The organism is Citrobacter sp. CRE-46 (assembly GCF_059615875.1).
The window spans coordinates 164531-184063 of sequence record NZ_CM184341.1; the positions used below are offsets into that span (position 1 = coordinate 164531).

The 19533-nt window shown below is 53.5% G+C and carries 18 protein-coding genes and 1 pseudogene; 9 read left to right on the forward strand and 10 right to left on the reverse strand.

What is annotated here, in order from left to right; genetic code table 11:
* Positions 1 to 89: 89 nt before the first annotated feature.
* From AC534G_RS00790 to AC534G_RS00820, 7 genes are all read left to right on the forward strand, one after another.
* Complete coding sequence (locus AC534G_RS00790) at positions 90 to 698, forward strand: glutathione S-transferase (RefSeq protein ID WP_006687581.1); 609 nt, start codon at positions 90 to 92, stop codon at positions 696 to 698.
* Between the two features lie 98 nt (positions 699 to 796).
* Complete coding sequence (gene selA, locus AC534G_RS00795; protein ID WP_110496525.1) at positions 797 to 2188, forward strand: L-seryl-tRNA(Sec) selenium transferase; 1392 nt, start codon at positions 797 to 799, stop codon at positions 2186 to 2188.
* Positions 2185 to 4032, forward strand: coding sequence for a selenocysteine-specific translation elongation factor (gene selB, locus AC534G_RS00800; RefSeq protein WP_110496527.1), 1848 nt, complete (start codon positions 2185 to 2187; stop codon positions 4030 to 4032). Before selA ends, selB begins: the two co-directional genes overlap by 4 nt.
* A gap of 185 nt (positions 4033 to 4217) precedes the next feature.
* The gene (gene yiaY, locus AC534G_RS00805; protein ID WP_496594475.1) at positions 4218 to 5369 is read left to right on the forward strand and encodes an L-threonine dehydrogenase; all 1152 of its coding nucleotides are present in this window, start codon (positions 4218 to 4220) and stop codon (positions 5367 to 5369) included.
* A 92-nt stretch (positions 5370 to 5461) separates the two neighbouring features.
* A complete protein-coding gene (aldB, locus tag AC534G_RS00810) occupies positions 5462 to 7000 on the forward strand; it encodes an aldehyde dehydrogenase AldB (protein ID WP_038635264.1) in 1539 nt (512 codons plus the stop codon).
* 333 nt (positions 7001 to 7333) lie between these two features.
* Positions 7334 to 7657 (forward strand): DUF3302 domain-containing protein, encoded by a 324-nt coding sequence (locus tag AC534G_RS00815; RefSeq protein WP_038635261.1) that lies wholly within the window; start codon positions 7334 to 7336, stop codon positions 7655 to 7657.
* Positions 7658 to 7662: 5 nt separating this feature from the next.
* The gene (locus tag AC534G_RS00820) at positions 7663 to 8799 is read left to right on the forward strand and encodes an HlyD family secretion protein (RefSeq protein WP_038635258.1); all 1137 of its coding nucleotides are present in this window, start codon (positions 7663 to 7665) and stop codon (positions 8797 to 8799) included.
* Between the two features lie 16 nt (positions 8800 to 8815).
* On the opposite strand, the gene AC534G_RS00825 is transcribed toward AC534G_RS00820, so the two are convergent.
* A complete protein-coding gene (locus AC534G_RS00825) occupies positions 8816 to 9766 on the reverse strand; it encodes a LysR family transcriptional regulator (protein WP_110496528.1) in 951 nt (316 codons plus the stop codon).
* A gap of 121 nt (positions 9767 to 9887) precedes the next feature.
* Between AC534G_RS00825 and AC534G_RS00830 the strand changes: the two genes are divergently transcribed.
* A complete protein-coding gene (locus AC534G_RS00830) occupies positions 9888 to 10628 on the forward strand; it encodes a MipA/OmpV family protein (RefSeq protein ID WP_038635252.1) in 741 nt (246 codons plus the stop codon).
* Positions 10629 to 10715: 87 nt separating this feature from the next.
* Here the strand turns inward: AC534G_RS00830 and AC534G_RS00835 are convergent.
* The 9 genes and pseudogenes from AC534G_RS00835 to yiaK form a co-directional block, all read right to left on the reverse strand.
* Positions 10716 to 10805, reverse strand: a pseudogene (locus tag AC534G_RS00835) (hypothetical protein); the annotation flags it as partial.
* A 55-nt stretch (positions 10806 to 10860) separates the two neighbouring features.
* Entirely contained in the window at positions 10861 to 11556 is a 696-nt protein-coding gene (gene araD / locus AC534G_RS00840) for an L-ribulose-5-phosphate 4-epimerase (protein ID WP_110496530.1), read from the reverse strand.
* Positions 11550 to 12410, reverse strand: a complete 861-nt coding sequence (locus AC534G_RS00845; protein WP_069323729.1) for an L-ribulose-5-phosphate 3-epimerase — start codon at positions 12408 to 12410, stop codon at positions 11550 to 11552. The genes araD and AC534G_RS00845 overlap by 7 nt, the downstream gene beginning before the upstream one ends.
* Entirely contained in the window at positions 12403 to 13065 is a 663-nt protein-coding gene (gene ulaD, locus AC534G_RS00850) for a 3-keto-L-gulonate-6-phosphate decarboxylase UlaD (protein WP_069323730.1), read from the reverse strand. The genes AC534G_RS00845 and ulaD overlap by 8 nt, the downstream gene beginning before the upstream one ends.
* The gene (locus AC534G_RS00855) at positions 13065 to 14567 is read right to left on the reverse strand and encodes an FGGY-family carbohydrate kinase (RefSeq protein ID WP_085049086.1); all 1503 of its coding nucleotides are present in this window, start codon (positions 14565 to 14567) and stop codon (positions 13065 to 13067) included. The genes ulaD and AC534G_RS00855 overlap by 1 nt, the downstream gene beginning before the upstream one ends.
* 100 nt (positions 14568 to 14667) lie before the next feature.
* Positions 14668 to 15987: an MFS transporter gene (locus AC534G_RS00860; RefSeq protein ID WP_496594476.1), complete on the reverse strand. Its 1320-nt coding sequence runs from the start codon at positions 15985 to 15987 to the stop codon at positions 14668 to 14670.
* Between the two features lie 31 nt (positions 15988 to 16018).
* Entirely contained in the window at positions 16019 to 16951 is a 933-nt protein-coding gene (locus AC534G_RS00865) for a DUF4862 family protein (RefSeq protein WP_110496532.1), read from the reverse strand.
* Positions 16952 to 16964: 13 nt separating this feature from the next.
* Positions 16965 to 17429: a YhcH/YjgK/YiaL family protein gene (locus AC534G_RS00870; protein ID WP_087857199.1), complete on the reverse strand. Its 465-nt coding sequence runs from the start codon at positions 17427 to 17429 to the stop codon at positions 16965 to 16967.
* Between the two features lie 11 nt (positions 17430 to 17440).
* The gene (gene yiaK, locus AC534G_RS00875; RefSeq protein ID WP_038635224.1) at positions 17441 to 18439 is read right to left on the reverse strand and encodes a 3-dehydro-L-gulonate 2-dehydrogenase; all 999 of its coding nucleotides are present in this window, start codon (positions 18437 to 18439) and stop codon (positions 17441 to 17443) included.
* Positions 18440 to 18656: 217 nt separating this feature from the next.
* Between yiaK and yiaJ the strand changes: the two genes are divergently transcribed.
* A complete protein-coding gene (yiaJ, locus tag AC534G_RS00880; RefSeq protein WP_110496536.1) occupies positions 18657 to 19472 on the forward strand; it encodes an IclR family transcriptional regulator YiaJ in 816 nt (271 codons plus the stop codon).
* Positions 19473 to 19533: the final 61 nt, after the last annotated feature.

A 19533-nucleotide genomic window follows, 5' to 3' on the forward strand; every position in this document is an offset into this window, starting at 1 on the left:
ATCACCTGCCATTTGCGCTGACCTGAGCCATACTAAGCTGTGCCCCCCAATCGTTGGGCATAGCTTTTTGTTGGCAAAAAGGACCCGGCATGAAACTCATTGGCAGCTATACCAGCCCTTTTGTGCGTAAAATTTCTATTCTGTTACTGGAAAAGGGCATCACCTTCGAATTTGTAAATGAACTCCCCTACAACGCGGATAGCGGCGTGGCGCGCTATAACCCGTTAGGAAAAGTGCCCGCGCTGGTTACTGATGAAGGCGAGTATTGGTTTGATTCTCCAATCATCGCGGAATACATAGAGCTGCTGGATATTGCGCCAGCTATGTTGCCGCGTGAACCGCTGGCGGCGCTGAAGGTACGTCAGTTGGAAGCGCTGGCAGACGGCATTATGGATGCCGGTTTAGTCTCGGTACGCGAACAGGCTCGCCCCGCCGCACAGCAGTCAGAAACAGAGTTGTTACGCCAGCGGGAGAAGATCACCCGCAGTCTGGATGTGCTGGAAGGCTATCTGGCGGACGGTACGCTGAAAACGGATACGGTTAACCTGGCCACCATTGCGATTGCCTGCGCTGTCGGCTATCTCAATTTCCGTCGGGTCGCGCCCGGCTGGTGTGTGGACCGCCCGCGTCTGGTCAAACTGGTGGAAACGCTCTTTCAACGCGAAAGTTTTGCCCGTACGGAACCGCCAAAGGCTTGATACACGTTATGTCCGCCTGAGCAAAGTCACGATACAATCCTTCCTATATCGATAGCCCTCTCCGCGGTGGAGAGGGCCACCAACAGCCAGGCCCTTTCATGACAACCGACATGCGTTCACTCTACAGCCAGCTTCCTGCTATCGATCGTCTATTGCGCGATAGCGCTTTCTCCGCCTTACGTGAATCCCACGGTCATACCCGGGTAGTTGACCTGCTGCGTCACATGCTCGACGAAGCCAGAGAAGCCATTCGCGACGCTCACGCGCTCCCGGCATGGTGTGAGGACTGGGCGCAAGAAGCCAGAGCCCGGCTGGAACGTGAATCGCAAAGCGCGTTGCGTCCAGTGATTAATCTGACCGGAACGGTGCTGCATACTAACCTGGGTCGTGCGTCGCAGGCCGAGGAAGCCATCGATGCGGTGGTGCAGGCGATGCGCACGCCGGTGACGCTGGAATACAGCCTGGATGATGCCGGGCGCGGACATCGGGATCGGGCGCTGGCGGATTTACTCTGTCGCCTGACGGGGGCCGAAGACGCTTGTATTGTGAATAACAATGCGGCAGCGGTTCTGCTGATGCTGGCCGCCACGGCTAACGGCAAAGAGGTGGTCGTTTCGCGCGGTGAGTTGGTGGAAATTGGCGGCGCGTTTCGTATTCCTGATGTGATGTGTCAGGCCGGATGTACGCTACGCGAAGTGGGGACCACCAACCGGACCCACGCGAAGGATTACCGTCAGGCGGTGAATGAAAATACCGGCCTGCTGATGAAGGTGCATACCAGTAATTACAGCATTGAAGGCTTTACGAAGTCGGTGGATGAGGCTGAGTTGGCCGCCATTGGCCGGGAGCTGGATGTACCTGTGGTGGCGGATCTCGGCAGTGGTTCGCTGGTCGATCTCAGTCAGTATGGTTTGCCGCAGGAGCCAATGCCGCAGCAACTGATCGCCGCAGGCGTGAGTCTGGTGAGCTTCTCTGGCGATAAACTGCTGGGCGGGCCGCAGGCCGGAATTATCGTCGGTAAAAAAGAGATGATCGCGCGCTTACAGAGCCATCCGCTGAAACGTGCGTTACGGGCAGATAAAATGACGCTGGCGGCGCTGGAAGCAACGCTGCGTCTGTATCTGCACCCGGAAGCGCTGGCGGCGAAGCTGCCGACATTACGCCAGCTCACCCGCTCGCAAGAGGCGATCCACGCGCAGGCCCAGCAATTACAGGCGCAGCTTGCCGATCGTTACAGCGACGAGTTTGCTTTGAATGTGATGCCTTGCCTGTCGCAGATTGGTAGCGGTTCGTTGCCTGTTGACAGGTTACCCAGCGCGGCATTGACCTTTACCCCTCATGACGGGCGCGGTAGCCGCCTCGACGCGCTGGCCGCCCGCTGGCGTGCGCTACCCGTGCCGATCATTGGGCGAATTTATGATGGCCGCATGTGGCTGGATCTGCGCTGCCTTGAAGACGAGACCCGGTTTATGGAGATGATGCTGAAATGATTATTGCAACCGCCGGACACGTTGACCACGGAAAAACAACGTTATTACAGGCAATTACGGGCGTGAATGCCGACCGTCTGCCGGAGGAAAAAAAGCGTGGCATGACCATCGATCTCGGCTATGCCTACTGGCCGCAGCCGGATGGGCAGGTGCTGGGGTTTATTGATGTTCCCGGACATGAAAAGTTTTTGTCCAACATGCTGGCGGGTGTAGGCGGCATCGACCACGCCCTGCTGGTTGTCGCCTGTGATGACGGCGTGATGGCGCAAACGCGTGAGCATTTGCAAATTCTGCAACTGACGGGCAATCCGCAGATTACCGTCGCGCTCACGAAGGCCGATCGCGTGGATGAGGAACGCATCAATACGGTGCGTGAAGAGGTACACACCACGCTGGAGAACTATGGTTTTGCCGATGCGGCTCTGTTTGTGACTGCCGCCAGTGAAGGCCGTGGCATTGAAGAACTGCGTGACCATTTGCTGCAATTAACCTCGCGCGAACACGCCCGCGATCACAGCTTCCGCCTGGCGATTGACCGTGCCTTTACGGTCAAAGGCGCAGGGCTGGTGGTGACCGGGACGGCGCTCAGCGGTGAAGTGAATGTCGGTGATACGCTGTGGCTGACGGGCGTCAACAAACCGATGCGCGTACGTAGCCTGCATGCGCAAAATCAGCCAACCGAACACGCCCACGCCGGGCAGCGTATTGCGCTGAATATTGCCGGCGATGCGCAAAAAGAAGAGCTGAACCGCGGCGACTGGCTGCTTTCCGATGCGCCGCCAGAGGCGTTTACCCGCGTAATTGTCTCTTTAGAGCATGCCGCGCCGCTGATGCAGTGGCAACCGCTGCATATTCACCACGCGGCCAGCCATGTCACCGGGCGCATCTCATTGCTTGAAGGAACGCTGGCGGAACTGGTGTTTGATACACCGCTGTGGCTTGCCGATAACGACCGCCTGGTACTGCGCGATATTTCTGCCCGCACGACGCTGGCTGGCGCACGCGTCGTCACGCTCAACCCACCGCGCCGCGGAAAGCGTAAACCGGAATATCTGCAGTGGTTGTCGGCGCTCGAAAATGCGCACACCGACGGCGACGCCCTGGCGCTGCATCTGTCGCGTGGGGCGGTGAATATTCCTGACTTCGCCTGGGCGCGTCAGCTCAATGGTAACGGTATGCGTCCGTTGATTGAGCAACATGGTTTTATTCAGGCGGGGTATAGCCTGTTGAATGCTCCCGTTGCCGCGCGTTGGCAGCGAAAAGTCCTCGATACGCTGGCGACCTATCACGAACAGCACCGTGATGAGCCCGGGCCTGGGCGCGAACGCCTGCGTCGTATGGCGTTGCCGATGGAAGATGAAGCGCTGGTATTGCTGCTGATTGAAAAGATGCGCGAGAGCGGCGCTATCCATAGCCATCACGGTTGGCTGCATTTGCCGGATCACAAGGCGGGTTTCAGCGATGAACAGCAGGCTATCTGGCAAAAAGCAGAACCGCTTTTTGGCGATGAGCCGTGGTGGGTGCGCGACCTGGCAAAACAGACCGGGACGGATGAGCAAATGATGCGCGTGGTATTACGACAAGCGGCGCAGCAAGGCATTATTACTGCGATCGTGAAAGATCGTTATTATCGTAACGATCGCATTGTGTCTTTCGCCAATATGATTCGCGAGCTGGACCAGGAGAAAGGATCGACCTGCGCCGCCGATTTTCGCGACAGGCTTAACGTGGGGCGTAAATTGGCTATCCAGATTCTGGAATATTTTGACCGCATTGGTTTTACGCGTCGTCGCGGGAATGATCATTTATTACGCGATGCATTACTGTTTCCTGAAAAACAATGAAACAATTAATTCAGAGATTAAATGAATTAATACAAAATATATATTGATTGCAATCAGCACATTAGATTATGAACCTAATGTGCTTTTTTATTTTGAATGTGATTAAAATAACAACCGCGATCATATTTTGCTGGAAAATGCACACGTATGCTTCCTGACTCTTTAGAGTAATTAAGGATCGTACAATGGCTGCTTCAACATTTTTTATTCCTTCTGTGAATATAATCGGCGCTGATTCATTAAAAGACGCGATGAATACCATGGCTGAATATTGTTTTCGCCGCACGCTGATTGTCACGGATGCCATGTTGACCAAATTAGGTATGGCTGGCGAGATTCAAAAAGCATTACAGGAACATGATATTTTCAGCGTAATTTACGATGGTACGCATCCTAACCCGACGACCAGTAACGTAGCTGCTGGCCTGAAAATGTTGAAAGAAAACGACTGTGATAGCGTTATTTCTCTCGGCGGCGGTTCGCCACACGATTGTGCGAAAGGCATTGCGCTGGTGGCCGCTAACGGTGGCTATATCGGCGATTACGAAGGCGTTGACCGCTCTGCAAAACCGCAGTTGCCGATGATTGCCATCAACACCACGGCGGGTACGGCATCTGAAATGACCCGTTTCTGCATCATTACCGATGAAGAACGCCATATCAAAATGGCGATTGTCGACAAGCACGTCACTCCGCTGCTGTCGGTCAATGACTCCTCGCTGATGGTCGGTATGCCGAAGTCTCTGACGGCGGCCACCGGAATGGATGCGCTGACCCACGCTATCGAAGCCTACGTTTCTATTGCTGCAACCCCAATTACCGATGCGTGCGCGCTGAAAGCGGTCACCATGATTGCGGAAAATCTGCCGGTTGCCGTTGAAGATGGCAGCAATGCTCAGGCACGTGAAGCCATGGCTTACGCACAGTTCCTCGCAGGCATGGCATTTAACAACGCCTCTCTGGGTTACGTGCACGCCATGGCGCACCAGTTGGGTGGCTTCTACGATCTGCCACACGGTGTATGTAACGCCGTGCTGCTGCCGCATGTACAGGTTTTCAATAGCAAAGTGGCTGCCGCTCGTCTGCGTGATTGCGCGGCTGCGATGGGCGTTAACGTGGCTGGACTGAGTGAAGAGCAAGGGGCGGAAGCCTGTATCGCGGCGATCCGTGAACTGGCGCAGAAAGTGAATATTCCGGCCGGTCTGCGTGAGCTGAACGTGAAGGAAGAAGATTTTGCCGTTCTGGCGACCAATGCCCTGAAAGACGCCTGTGGTTTCACTAACCCGATTCAGGCGACTCATGACGAAATCATGGCGATTTATCGCGCTGCGATGTAATTCGTGATACCTGTCGTAAAGCAGTAAAAGGCTGGCGAATTATTCGCCAGCCCCGTCTACCCTTGTAGTACCCCTACAGCAAGGAGACGGTCATGACCAATAACCCCCCTTCAACGCGTATTTATCCCGGCGAGTATGGTTACCCTCTGAAGTTAAAGGCCCGATACGATAACTTTATCGGCGGTGACTGGGTCGCGCCGGTGGACGGCGAGTATTACCAAAACCTGACGCCGGTCACCGGGCAATTGCTGTGCGAAGTGGCCTCTTCCGGTAAGAAGGATATCGATCTGGCACTGGATGCCGCGCACAAAATAAAAGATAAATGGGCGCAGACATCCGTGCAGGACAGAGCGGCGATTCTGTTTAAAATCGCCGATCGTATGGAACAAAATCTGGAACTGCTGGCGACGGCAGAAACCTGGGATAACGGTAAACCCATCCGTGAAACCAGCGCGGCAGACGTGCCGCTGGCGATTGACCATTTCCGCTATTTCGCCTCCTGTATTCGTGCGCAGGAAGGGGGAATCAGCGAGGTTGATAGTGAGACCGTGGCTTATCATTTCCATGAGCCTCTTGGCGTGGTCGGGCAAATTATCCCGTGGAACTTCCCGCTGCTAATGGCCAGTTGGAAGATGGCGCCCGCGCTGGCGGCGGGTAACTGCGTGGTGCTTAAACCCGCGCGCCTGACGCCGCTGTCCGTGCTGCTGCTGATGGAGGTCATTGGCGATCTGCTCCCGCCTGGTGTCGTGAACGTGGTAAACGGTGCGGGTGGGGAAATCGGTGAATATCTGGCGACGTCTAAACGTATTGCGAAAGTGGCGTTTACCGGCTCAACGGAAGTCGGCCAGCAGATCATGCAATACGCTACGCAGAACATTATTCCCGTCACCCTGGAGCTGGGTGGGAAATCGCCCAATATCTTCTTCGCGGACGTGATGGATGAAGAAGATGCGTTCTTTGATAAGGCGCTGGAAGGCTTTGCGCTGTTTGCCTTCAACCAGGGCGAAGTGTGTACCTGTCCGAGCCGCGCGCTGGTACAGGAATCCATTTACGAACGCTTTATGGAAAGAGCCATTCGCCGGGTGGAGAGTATCCGTAGCGGCAACCCGTTAGACAGTGTGACGCAAATGGGCGCGCAGGTGTCGCATGGTCAACTGGAAACCATTCTGAATTACATCGATATTGGTAAGAAAGAAGGGGCGGATGTCCTGACCGGTGGACGGCGTAAGCAACTGGATGGTGAGTTAAAAGAGGGTTACTACCTCGAACCGACCATTCTGTTTGGTAAGAACAACATGCGGGTTTTCCAGGAGGAGATCTTCGGCCCGGTGCTGGCTGTTACGACCTTTAAAACCATGGACGAAGCGCTGGAAATTGCCAATGACACCCAATATGGACTTGGCGCTGGCGTCTGGAGCCGTAACGGAAATCTCGCGTACAAGATGGGCCGCGGGATTCAGGCAGGGCGTGTCTGGACCAACTGCTACCATGCTTATCCGGCACATGCGGCGTTCGGCGGCTATAAGCAGTCGGGCATTGGGCGCGAGACACACAAAATGATGCTTGAGCACTATCAGCAAACCAAATGCCTGTTGGTGAGCTACTCGGATAAACCGCTGGGGCTGTTTTAATATCCCGTCACTTACCGCCCGGTCGCATTTAGCGTACCGGGCATCAAGTTATGTCCTGCAGTTCAAAGTATGACAAGGGTACCCTATGGATTTCGTGTTGCTTCGAGGCGGCAAGAGAGGGAATCCCCAGGAGCTTACTCCGGTAAGTGACTGGGGTGAGTGAACGCAGCCAACAAAGAAGCAGCTCGAAAGACGACGGGTATATATAGAAACTCATATATCGTTATATAAATAACCCCATTGCATCCAATCTGGTCATTCCACTACTATTATCAACTCTATTTTTTAAATAAATAGCAGCCAAGTTCTTTAATTTAAATCCCTGAGGCAAATATGTTCCTTGATTATTTTGCATTAGGAGTGCTTATTTTTGTATTCCTGGTCATTTTTTACGGGATTATTATTCTGCATGATATTCCCTATCTTATTGCAAAGAAACGTAACCATCCTCATGCCGACGCAATACATGTTGCGGGCTGGGTTAGCTTGTTTACCTTACATGTTATTTGGCCCTTTTTATGGATCTGGGCAACGCTTTATCGCCCGGAGCGCGGGTGGGGTATGCAGAGCGCGGATTCTTCCCTGATCCAGCTTCAGGCGCGGGTTGCCGACCTGGAAAAGAAACTGGATGAGGTTAAGACCTCTCCGGCGGAGTAATATCGATGGATTTACTGATTGTTCTGACCTATGTGGCATGCGCATGGTCGATATTTAAAATTTTTAAAATTCCTGTAAATAAATGGACGGTACCCACTGCAGCATTGGGTGGTATTTTCATTGTTTGCGGGCTTATATTACTGATGAATTATAACCATCCGTATACCTTTAAGGCGCAAAAAGCGGTAATTTCTATTCCCGTCGTGCCGCAGGTCACGGGTGTTGTAACGGAAGTGACAGATAAGAAGAATACGCTGATCAAAAAAGGCGAAGTTCTGTTTAAACTTAATCCTGGACGTTATCAGGCGCGGGTTGATCGCCTGAAAGCCGATATTGTCACCGCTCAGCATAAAGAGCAGGCGCTGGTTGCGCAGCTAGACGAAATGAAAGCCAACACGCAGCAGGCAAAGGCCACGCGTGACAAGCTGGCAAAAGATTACCAGCGCTATGCGCAGGGGAGTCAGGCGAAGGTCAACCCTTTTTCTGAACGCGATATCGATGCGGCACGCCAAAACTATCTGGCGCAGGAAGCATCGGTGAAATCGTCTATTGCGGAGCAACAGCAAATCCAGAGCCAGTTAGACAGCCTGGTACTGGGTGAAAATTCGCAAATTGCCAGCCTGAAGGCACAACTCGCCGAAGCGGAGTTTAACCTTGACCAGACCGTGGTTCGTGCGCCCAGCGATGGTTACGTTACGCAGGTGTTGATGCGCCCCGGAACCTATGCCGCCGCGCTGCCTATGCGTCCGGTGATGGTGTTTATCCCGGAACAGAAACGGCAAATTATCGCCCAGTTCCGTCAAAACTCACTGCTGCGACTGGAGCCAGGCGATGAAGCGGAAGTGGTGTTTAACGCCCTGCCGGGGAAGGTATTTAGCGGCAAACTGGCGGCTATCAGCCCGGCTGTACCGGGTGGTACATACCAGTCGAACGGGGCGTTGCAATCCTTAAACTCTACGCCCGGTTCAGAAGGGGTGATCGCCACGATTGAGCTGAACGACAATGCGGACGTGAGCGCGTTACCTGATGGGATTTACGCCCAGGTCGCCGTTTACTCTGATCACTTCGAACATGTGTCAATCATGCGCAAAGTCTTGTTGCGGATGACCAGCTGGGTGCATTACCTGTATCTCGACCACTAGGTGCAGGCTATTTAGCTTACTCAGACAGCTGTAGCGTCTGAGTAAGCTGCTGACGTATCTCCGCTAACATTGCGTCGAGAATAAACTGTACACGCCAGGGCTGGTATTCACGCTTGCGGAAAATCGCCACTAAATCCAGCCACCATTCGTGCTGTTCGGAGAAACAGGGAACCAACAATCCGGACTGAACGTCTTTTTGTATACTCGCATAAGGCGCAAAAACAATGCCCAGATGATTACGCGCCAGCGCCAGCGCGGATTGCGTATTGTCACAGACGTAGTTTCCGGTCACCCGATAATCATGCATTTCCTTGCCGCCGGCGGAGCTGAAGCGCCAGATATTGGCATCATCAATCATCATGGAGTCGATTAAAATACAGGAATGATTTTCCAGCTCATCAGGGCTGTTAATGGGATGCTGTTTGATATATTCAGGGCTGGCAAACGCCATCACTGCATATTTGGTAATAAAGCTGGCGACCAGTGATTCATCTTTGGGATGCGCATAGGTAATTAAAACGTCACAATCATCCGGGAAATCTACACCTTCATAAAATGCTTTCCGTTCAAGATTGCAGGTTTTCAGCGAGAGAGTAATACCACCGATATCCTGAATTTTTGCAATAACATGTTGCGATAAGTAAGCAATAATTCCGGTTGGTGCATATACCGTTACCTTGCCACGTTTTTCATGCTTATAATCAGCGATGAAACTATTTAGCTGCTCGTTTCTGTCCAGCATGTCATTGATGTAAGGTAGCAGCGCTACACCAAAGGGCGTCAGGGTCAACTGGCGGGTGGTGCGATCAAAGACCTTTAGCCCAACTTTTGATTCAAAATCAGCAAGGTACTTGCTGACATTAGCCTGTGCGATGCCGAGAACCGTAGCGGCATGACTGATGTTTTCACTGGCAGCAATTACCGAAATAATCTTCAGTTCCCGGTGTTTGAGTTGTAATTTGTTCATCGCCAAACCCAATATATATATGTTTGTATATATTACTATATAAATATGGAAGTTGCATCGATGAAATTGTAAGCATTATTATGCACCCGCTTTGTGGCTTATTTTAAAATGGAATGTTGGCATGTTAATTAAACGCAATATTGTGGCGCTGTTCGCCTTTTCTTTTATGGCGAGTGCAACTGCCGCAGAGTTTTCTATTGGCGGTGGCGCTGTATATAATGAATCTCCTTATCGTGGATATAATGATAATGTTCATGCAGTACCGCTTATCAGTTATGAAAGTGAATCATTTTATTTTAGGCAAACAACGTTAGGCTATATTCTTTCAAAAAGTGAAAGTAATGAATTTAGCATTACTGCTTCCTACATGCCGCTTGAGTTTGATCCCGGTGATAACGACGATCATGCGATGAAGCAGCTGGACAAGCGTGATGCAACCGCGATGGCGGGTGCTGCATGGTATCACCATGAAAAATGGGGTAGCGTGAAGGTCTCTGCCGCAGCGGATGTGCTGGATAACAGCAATGGCTGGGTGGCGGAAATGTCTATGTTCCGCCAAATGCCAATGGGCAAGCTGACGCTGACGCCGGCGATTGGCGTGCTCTACTATGACGAAAACTTCAACGAATATTACTACGGCATCTCTGGCAATGAATCCCGCCGTAGTGGGTTATCAAGCTACTCCCCAGGGGACAGCTGGACACCGTATGTTGGCCTGTCCGCTAAATACGCGTTGACCAGCAACCTGACGCTGCTGGCCAGCGCCAACTATAGCGTGCTGCCGGATGACATTAAAAATAGCCCGATGGTTGATCGCGATGACAGCTTTACCCTGATGTCCGGTCTGACCTGGCGTTTCTGATTCTCACCCGTTTGTCCTCAGGGAGGAGGGCAATCTTTTCATGATGCCTTGACGGATGGGGCTAACTGCCGCCATCCATCGTCATCATTACTGCTCGTTTATCCAGATTCGCATTTCGCCTTCACCACGGTTTGCCCAGCTAAACCACGGAATGAACGTCAGCGTATGCGCCTGACGCCCGCGGCCTGGAAACGGCGCTATTGCAAAGAACATATCAATAGCGCCTGACATGCTACTGTCCGTAATAGGCATTCTCGCCGTGTTTACGCAGATAGTGTTTATCCAGCAACTCAGGCTGCATATCCGGTAACTGTGGGGCCAACTGGCGTGAGAACAGCCCCATATAAGCGCACTCCTCTAGTACCACGGCGTTATGCACAGCATCCGCGGCGTTTTTACCCCAGGCGAACGGGCCGTGTGAATGCACCAGTACCGCCGGAACCTGCATCGGGTTCAGGTCCCGTTGCTCAAACGTTTTAATGATGACTTCGCCGGTCTGGTATTCATATTCACCGTTGATCTCTTCCACGGTCATCAGTCGGGTGCATGGGATAGTGCCGTAAAAGTAATCGGCATGCGTGGTACCCCATGCCGGGAGATCAAGACCCGCTTGCGACCAGATTGTCGCGTGGCGTGAGTGCGTGTGCACAATGCCGCCGATCTCTGGGTAACGGCGATACAGCGCCAGATGGGTTGGCGTGTCAGACGAGGGTTTTTTACTGCCTTCAACCACGTTGCCGCTGGCGATATCCACCACCACCATATCGTCGGCGGTCATCACGTCATATTCCACGCCGGATGGCTTGATAACCATCAGTTTGCGTGTTTCATCCACTGCGCTGACGTTACCCCAGGTAAAGGTGACTAAACCATGTGCCGGCAGCGCCAGATTCGCTGCCAACACCTCGGCTTTCAGTTGTTCTAACATGGAAAACCTCCTTCCTGCATACGGTCTTCTATCCAGCGTCGGGCCTGGATAATTTCCAGCACCGGTTCTTTTGCTTTTTCCGTCCACATTTCAATCAGAAACGATCCGCGATAGTTCAGCTCATGCAGCGTTTTGAAGATGCCCACAAAGTCCACGCATCCTTCGCCAAAGGGTACATCGCGAAACTGGCCCGGATGGGTTTCGGTTACCGGCAGCGTGTCCTTCAGATGGATAGCGGCGATACGGTCGATGCCCAACGTCAATTCAGCTTTGACGTCGTTACCCCAGGCGCTGAGGTTGCCCACGTCCGGGTAGACGGTGAACCACGGCGATGAGAGCATTTCATCCCACTTTTTCCACTTGCTGATCGAGTTCATAAATGCGGTATCCATGATTTCTACCGCCAGCATCACCTGCGCGGCGGCGGCTTGCTCAACTGCCCATGCCAGCCCCTCGGCAAAGCGCTGCTGTGTACCTTCGTCATGTTCTTCGTAATAGACGTCATAACCGGCCAGTTGAATGGTACGAATACCTAAATCCCGGGCCAGGCGGATGGCTTTGGTCATGATGTCGCGTGCCCGGACGCGGACGGCTTCATCGCGACTGCCAAAGGGAAAGCGGCGGTGGGCTGACAGGCACATGGAGGGAATGGCCACGCCGGTTTCCAGCATCGCGCTCACCAGCGATGCACGCTGGGCAGGAGTCCAGTCAAGGCGAGACAGACGTTCATCGGTTTCATCTACCGACATTTCAACGAAATCAAAACCGCAGCTTTTCGCCAGCACCAGCCGTTCCGGCCAGGTGAGGTCTTTCGCCAGCGCTTTTTCATAGATACCTAACGGATGGTTACGCATACTGTGCTCCCCAGATGGCGTCGATTTGCGCATGGAATTCGGCGGCCACCTGCGCCGGGTTTTGTGCTCCCGCCAGCGCGCGTCCGGCGATAAAGGCTTTGACGTTGATGTCGCGAAACAGCGGCAGGTCGGCGGGCGTAATACCACCGGTAATCGACAGCTCCAGACCAATATCGGAAAGCGCCTTCATCCGCGCCAGATCCACTTCCCCCCACTGTTGACCGCTGGCCTGCGCATCGCGTCCACGGTGATAAATCGCCTGGCGAACGCCAACGCGATACCAGTCGCGGGCATCATCCAGGGTCCAGTTGCCGAACAGTTCCATCTGAATTTCACCGCCGCAGGACTGTGCGACGCTATGACCTTTTTCTACGGTAGCGAGGGGCGCGGCGCAGATGATGGTCATCCAGTTGGCGCCTGCGCCAAACGCTTGCTGGGCGAGGGTTTCACCTGCGTCGGCCACCTTCCAGTCGGCGACGATAATTTTATTTGGGCACTGAGCGCGCAGCGCTTTCACCGCGCCCAGACCTTCGGTTAAACAGAGAATCGTGCCGGCTTCAACGATATCGACACTTTCCTGTAACAGAGCGACATCGCGTTGGGCCGCTTGCAGATTCGTGTGGTCAAGCGCCAGTTGCAGTAATGGTCGACTCATTATTCGTGCTCCTTAATACGGGCGTGATAGCCCTGCAGTGCGGTAATTAAATTCTGGTATTGGCGGTATTTGCGCTGATAGTTCGCATGCGCCGCGGCGTCCGGCAACAGGGTGCGTACCGGATGCTGTAAGCTGCGCTGGGCATCGCTGAAATTGTGATAAACACCGGTGCCGACGCGGGCAGCGAGCGCTGCGCCAAAGCAGCCGGTCTCTTCAACCTGCGGCAGTTCGATACGTAAACCGCTGACGTCCGCCAGCATTTGCATCCAGACGTTGGAGTGCGCCGGGCCACCGGTAACGCGCAGGGTATGCGCCTGCGTAAAACGTTCGCGCATGCGGTTGAGATGGGTCATATGGCTGAAAACCACGCCTTCGTAGATGGCTTGCAATAAGTGGGCGCGAGTGTGTAAAGCCTGCATGCCATAAAAACCGCTGGTCATCTCCAGCCCGGCGTTACTGCCATACAAAAAAGGCAGGAACAAAAGATTGCTACTGGCTTTCGGCAAGCTGGCAACGGCCTGGTTGACCTCATCAAAAGAGAGTTCGCCCCATTGGGCGGTAAACCACTCCAGATTGCCGGAAGAGGTCGGGCTGGCTTCGTGAACGATGTACTGCCCGTCATTGACATAGCGGCCATAGACGTAAGGATGCGCTTCGTGGTCGCGCAGGCCGTGAGCGATCCCGCTGGTGACAGCCCAGGTCCCCATCACCGCGTTGAGGGTGTGTTCATCTTCGATCCCGGCGCAGAGTGCGGTGGAAACCACATCAAACAGACCGCCGACGACGGGTGTACCCGCCGCCAGACCGGTTATGGCAGCCGTTTGAGCGGTGATTTCCCCGCATATTTCTGCTGAACCGACAATGGGCGGTAGCGCATTGTCGACTTCACTGATGCCCAGCCACTGGGTCAGACGCGGGTCGTACTGACCTGTCGTCATGTTGTAGAGATTTGACTCGGAGATGTTGCTCTCTTCGCAGCCTTTCACGCCGGTTAAACACCAGCGCAGGTAGTCATGGCCCATCATGACGCAGCCGATTTGCGCGTAGCGTTGCGGTTCATTTTCTTTCACCCAGCGCAGGAGGGATGCGGGATGTCCGGTCCACAATGTCTGGCGGGTGATCGGGTAGAGCTGTGCGGGGATCCCATCCTGCTGCCAGCGCTGAACGATGTCCATCGCCCGTCGGTCGGAAGAGAGAATGGCATTACCCAGCGGCTTATCCTGTTTATCAAGAAGGAACAGTCCCTTGCCCTGAGCGGAGATACCGACGCCTTTGATTTGTTCACCGGATACGCCGGTGCGTTTCAACAGCCCGGCAATGGTGGCGATACACTGTTGCCACAGTTGGCGCATATCGCGTTCGGCGTAACCCGGTAATGGCGATACGGTCTGCAACGATTGACGGTTAATTCCATGCTCATGACCTTTGGCATCATACAAACCAGCTTTCAGATACGTACCGCCACAATCGATCCCCAGCCAAAAGGTCTCTCTATCACTCATCTTTGTTATCTCATTTTTGCCGGATGGCGCTGTGCGTATCCGGCCTTGGGTATTTATTGGTTTTGTAGGCCCGGTGAGCGCAGCGCCCCCGGGCATTGTTTCAGGCTGTGCGTTTATGTGGATTCAGTGTCTTTAGCGGAGCTGCGCCCGCATCGCATTTCGCCGGCAGCAGCAGCGCCATCAGCGCGGCCAGAGCCAGTGAGACGGCCAGGCAGTAAACGCCAGCATCTTTGCTGTACAGGGTGATAAGTACGCCGACCGCGTAAGGACCGCAGAAACCGCCAAGGTTCCCCAACGCATTGATGACCCCACGTGCGCCACCGGCCATTTCCGCGCTGAACAAACGCGCCGGAATAGTCCAGAACACCCCCGCGGCTGATTGCAGGAAGAATCCGCAGCCAACCAGCGCGGCATAAGCCAGCCAGACGTTATTTTTCAGCGCTACAGAGAGGAACATGCACAGGGCAAAGCCAATCAGCGGCAGGCAGACGAACAGCTTGCGTTTACCGGTCCGGTCAGAGAGGGAAGAGAACAGGAACATCCCGGCAATCGCGCCGACGTACGGCAGAATAGCGAGCATGCCAACTCGCCCCATGCTGCTGTGGGTCAACTCTTTGAGGATGGTCGGCAGCCACAGGGTGTAACCATAAATCCCGGTCTGATAGAAGAAGTTCAGGGCGATAAGCTGCCACATGGTTTTGTCGGACAACACCGCGCCCAGAGAGGCATTTTTGACCTCTGTTCCGGCAATCGCTTTTTGCTCGGCGGCCAGGGTTTCTACCAGGTAATTTTTCTCCGCCTCAGAGATCCAGCGCGCTTCCTGCGGACGGTCGTAAACGGTATAGGCCCACAGCACCAGAACGACGACGGAGAGTAAACCTTCAATGATGAACAGCCAGCGCCAGTCGAGTACGGTGATTATCCAGCCCGAGAGCGGGGCGGTAATGATCCCGGCAATAGGCACAAACATAATCACAATCGCATTGGCGCGACCGCGTTCGGCGTCGGGGAACCAGTTACTGATCATCGTCAGCACCACCGGCAGCATGCCGCCTTCGGCCACGCCGAGTAAGAAACGCAAAACCAGCAGTTGATACTGATTAGTGATCAATCCCGTCAGAACGGAAATAACCGCCCAGGCAACCAGCGACCAGCCGATAAATTTCTTGCCGCTGCCGTGTACGGCAATTTTTCCGCCGGGAACCTGTAAAAACAGATAACCGATGAAGAAAATTCCCCCGGCCAGACCGGCCATGGTGGCGGAAATACCTAATTCCTCATCCATACCGCCGGGCATCGCAAATGCGATATTAACGCGGTCCATATAAGAGATAATACAAGCGATCAGAATCGGGGGAATAATCCGCAGCCAGCGCTGACGGGGTATATCTTTGAGTGTAGGGCGAGAGGTCATGTTCATATTAATATTCTCGTAGAGTAGTATGTTATTTTTATAGTTTTGCTTTGTTTAATGCAGCGATGCCGTCGCGTAATATCGCTACGCGATGGGTCACATCTGCATTGGCATTTATTTCCAGCAATTTAATACCGGCAAATTGCAATAGTTCGGTTCCTGCACAGGTGAATAATTCGCGGGCATGATCGGCGGTCATCAGGCTCTGCGGGCAGAAAGGAGCAAACGGCGCGTGCAGGTCCTGCCACTCGCCGTATTCTCCTGTAATTGTCGTGCCGGAGAACATCAGCGCGCCCAGTTTCCCGGCCCGTTGGACCTGTTGCGTGTGGGCCAGCGGTAGGGCGAGGTCCTGCCCTTCAATCGCCGATCGCGCCCAGTTAATACACACGCTGATGTCGTAACCGGCGATCGCGTCCAGTACGTTTTCTAACGGCAAAAATCCTTTGCGTGGCGCGGGGCCAGTCATAGCATCGCAATGTTCCAGCACCAGATCGCAGGACCAGTCCCAACGGGTAATTTCCTGGAGCGAACGGGCAAACGCGTCGGTGGCCTGAGCGACATTTGGGTTGCTTGCCAGCGGAGCGGCATGCAGTTCAAGGGTGATTATTTTCCCGGCGCTGGCCGCATTAATACGGTTGATTTTCTGGTGCAGATGGCGGTAATACGCCACACAGGCCTGACGCTGCTCTTCGTCGCTGGAGGCCAGCCCAAAACCGCTATTGATGCCGCGACGGCGCATGGTCTCCATAATCGCTGTGACCACGATTTGCCACTCGCCTGGGGTATGGCGCAATAACCACTCGTCACCTAACGGATGCAGATGCTCAAGGCAGGGCTGCTCCAGTCCGCGAATATCCGGGGTATCGGAGAGTTGACGCCAGAATTCTTTCTCTTCCTCTTCACTCTTTTGGTGAAATGAGGGTGCACAAGGGTACGCACCGATAATATAACCGGTAGTATTAGCTTTCATTTTTGTGCTCCTTTTATAAAACTGAAATAGCAACCTTCACGACTATTTTGCGGATCGGCGTGGCGACAGTTTTATGACATGCGGGGCGATGAACATCCTGCGGGAAAAATATGGCGTAACTTCCCGGAATCATTTCAATAAAAGATTCATGTTCGCTGGCGTGATAAAAAATAATATCGCGCTGTGCTAATAACGATTCGCTGATTTGATTATTTCCGGTATCAATGGCGATACCGATTTTTTCTTCACCCCAGGCTAAAAACTGAATATCCAGATAGCGGCGATGTACTTCAGGGCGATTTTCGGCAGCGTCACGCGTGGTTAAATCGATAATCTGCGCGAAGATATTTTTACCCTCGATCTCCACCACGCCCGGCTCAAGTTTGCGGAAATCCGTGGTGCGCAGGAAGTCGAGCGCTCTTTCAATCGCCTCGGGCAAACGACACGGATTAGGCTGTGAGATATGTCCAAAGATCATGGGGTTGCTCCTTACAGCGTCTGAATTTTTGCCCAGACGCTGTCATCAACGGTGATGCCGTTACGGCGATTTTCTTCCAGTAGCTTTGTAAACTCGTGGCCTGGCAGACGAACAGGCGTGTTTTCATCAGCGCGTTCGGCGGTGGTGATGAAATCCATAATCCGCTGGAGTTTCGCATCGCGCGTGGCGCCATCGATCAGCTTATCCACTTCAATGGCGATGAAAATCTGCGAAACGCCATATTCGTCGCTGTTATCCTGAGTGACCTCCGCAACAGAAGAGCCGTCAGAAAGCAGGGTGGCGATCATATCCAGCACAATCGACAGACCTGAACCTTTCCAGTAACCCATTGGCAGAATGCGACGATTTTTTTCGATAACGCCAGGCTCTTTGGTGAGATTACCTTCATCGTCAAAGCCACCGTCTACCGGCAGTTCGCGACCGGCCAGGCGATTCACTTCCAGCATGCCGTAGGAGAACATCGACATCGACATATCAACCATGGTGATTGGCGTGGAGGGGATCGCGACAATCAGCGGGTTAGTGCCAATGCGGCACTCCTTTGAACCCCACGGCGGCATGACGGCAATTGAGTTGGTCCAGCAGATACCAATGTAACCTTTCTCCGCGGCCTGCCAGCCATAGCTGCCGCCGCGCATCCAGTGGTTGGCGTTACGTAGCGCCACCAGACCAATACCGTGATCGGAGGCCAATTCAATGGCTCGGTCCATCATCTTTTTCGCCGTCAGATTGCCGATCGAACGCCGGGCATCCCATTGCTCAATCGCCCCCAGGCTGGTGATGCGCTGTGGTTTGGCTTCAGGAATGATGTCGCCGTTATCCAGTTGCTGAATGAAGCGGGGAAAACGGTTGACGCCATGCGAATAGACGCCGGATTCGGTGGTGCGGGCGAACATTTCTGCACAGGCATCTGCGGTTTCAGCGGCGATACCGCGTGCCAGCAGTACCCGATTGAACGCATCTTTTAACTGTTCAAAGGTGACTTTCATTCCTGTTTCCTTGTTTAAATTTGATCGCTTTTTTATCTCTAAATTTCACTATGCGAAATCTGATTTCAAATATAGCGATCAAAATTTAACAGATCAACGGGGTGGCCTGTTTTTTAAAATCTGCAAAATCAAACAGTTGTGTTTTTTCGGTTCAGATCGTGAACTGAAACACACTTTGCGCTAACATCAGAGCGCGACGAAAAGGGGAGCGGAAAAAATGGGCACAAAAGAGAGTGAAATAACGCAAGACAAAGAGAGGCCAGCCGGAAGTCAGAGCCTGTTCCGTGGTTTGATGTTGATTGAGATCCTGAGCAACTATCCGAATGGGTGCCCGCTGGCCCACCTGTCTGAACTGGCGGGGCTGAACAAAAGTACCGTGCATCGACTCTTGCAAGGATTGCAATCCTGCGGCTATGTCACACCCGCACCCGCTGCGGGCAGCTATCGGCTGACCACTAAATTTATCGCCGTTGGGCAGAAGGCGCTGTCGTCACTGAATATCATCCATGTCGCCGCACCGCACCTTGAAGCGCTGAATATTGCCACCGGCGAAACCATCAACTTCTCCAGCCGTGAAGATGACCACGCTATTTTGATCTATAAGCTCGAGCCGACGACGGGCATGCTGCGTACCCGCGCCTATATCGGCCAGCATATGCCGCTGTACTGCTCCGCGATGGGCAAAATCTATATGGCGTTTGGACATGCGGATTACGTGGCGTCCTACTGGGAGAGCCATCAGGATCTGATTCAGCCGCTGACCCGCAATACCATCACTGGTTTACCGGCGATGTACGATGAACTGGCGCAAATCCGCGAAAGCAGTATGGCGATGGATCGGGAAGAGAACGAGCTGGGGGTTTCCTGTATTGCCGTGCCGGTGTTTGATATTCACGGTCGGGTGCCATATTCGGTGTCGATTTCACTTTCTACCTCGCGTCTGAAGCAGGTAGGGGAAAAGAATTTACTCAAGCCGCTACGCGAAACCGCTCAGGCAATTTCCAATGAGCTGGGCTTTACCGTTCGCGATTAGGCGCATGCCTGACATCGTTCAGTCACCTGACAAAATTTAACCGTTTCCCCTGTCCGATCAA

Excerpts from the sequence above, each read along its gene's own strand:
- AC534G_RS00790 (WP_006687581.1), top strand. The coding sequence starts at position 90 with ATGAAACTCATTGGCAGCTATACCAGCCCTTTTGTGCGTAAAATTTCT.
- selA (WP_110496525.1), top strand. The coding sequence starts at position 797 with ATGACAACCGACATGCGTTCACTCTACAGCCAGCTTCCTGCTATCGAT.
- selB (WP_110496527.1), top strand. The coding sequence starts at position 2,185 with ATGATTATTGCAACCGCCGGACACGTTGACCACGGAAAAACAACGTTA.
- yiaY (WP_496594475.1), top strand. The coding sequence starts at position 4,218 with ATGGCTGCTTCAACATTTTTTATTCCTTCTGTGAATATAATCGGCGCT.
- aldB (WP_038635264.1), top strand. The coding sequence starts at position 5,462 with ATGACCAATAACCCCCCTTCAACGCGTATTTATCCCGGCGAGTATGGT.
- AC534G_RS00815 (WP_038635261.1), top strand. The coding sequence starts at position 7,334 with ATGTTCCTTGATTATTTTGCATTAGGAGTGCTTATTTTTGTATTCCTG.
- AC534G_RS00820 (WP_038635258.1), top strand. The coding sequence starts at position 7,663 with ATGGATTTACTGATTGTTCTGACCTATGTGGCATGCGCATGGTCGATA.
- AC534G_RS00825 (WP_110496528.1), bottom strand. The coding sequence starts at position 9,766 with ATGAACAAATTACAACTCAAACACCGGGAACTGAAGATTATTTCGGTA.
- AC534G_RS00830 (WP_038635252.1), top strand. The coding sequence starts at position 9,888 with ATGTTAATTAAACGCAATATTGTGGCGCTGTTCGCCTTTTCTTTTATG.
- araD (WP_110496530.1), bottom strand. The coding sequence starts at position 11,556 with ATGTTAGAACAACTGAAAGCCGAGGTGTTGGCAGCGAATCTGGCGCTG.
- AC534G_RS00845 (WP_069323729.1), bottom strand. The coding sequence starts at position 12,410 with ATGCGTAACCATCCGTTAGGTATCTATGAAAAAGCGCTGGCGAAAGAC.
- ulaD (WP_069323730.1), bottom strand. The coding sequence starts at position 13,065 with ATGAGTCGACCATTACTGCAACTGGCGCTTGACCACACGAATCTGCAA.
- AC534G_RS00855 (WP_085049086.1), bottom strand. The coding sequence starts at position 14,567 with ATGAGTGATAGAGAGACCTTTTGGCTGGGGATCGATTGTGGCGGTACG.
- AC534G_RS00860 (WP_496594476.1), bottom strand. The coding sequence starts at position 15,987 with ATGAACATGACCTCTCGCCCTACACTCAAAGATATACCCCGTCAGCGC.
- AC534G_RS00865 (WP_110496532.1), bottom strand. The coding sequence starts at position 16,951 with ATGAAAGCTAATACTACCGGTTATATTATCGGTGCGTACCCTTGTGCA.
- AC534G_RS00870 (WP_087857199.1), bottom strand. The coding sequence starts at position 17,429 with ATGATCTTTGGACATATCTCACAGCCTAATCCGTGTCGTTTGCCCGAG.
- yiaK (WP_038635224.1), bottom strand. The coding sequence starts at position 18,439 with ATGAAAGTCACCTTTGAACAGTTAAAAGATGCGTTCAATCGGGTACTG.
- yiaJ (WP_110496536.1), top strand. The coding sequence starts at position 18,657 with ATGGGCACAAAAGAGAGTGAAATAACGCAAGACAAAGAGAGGCCAGCC.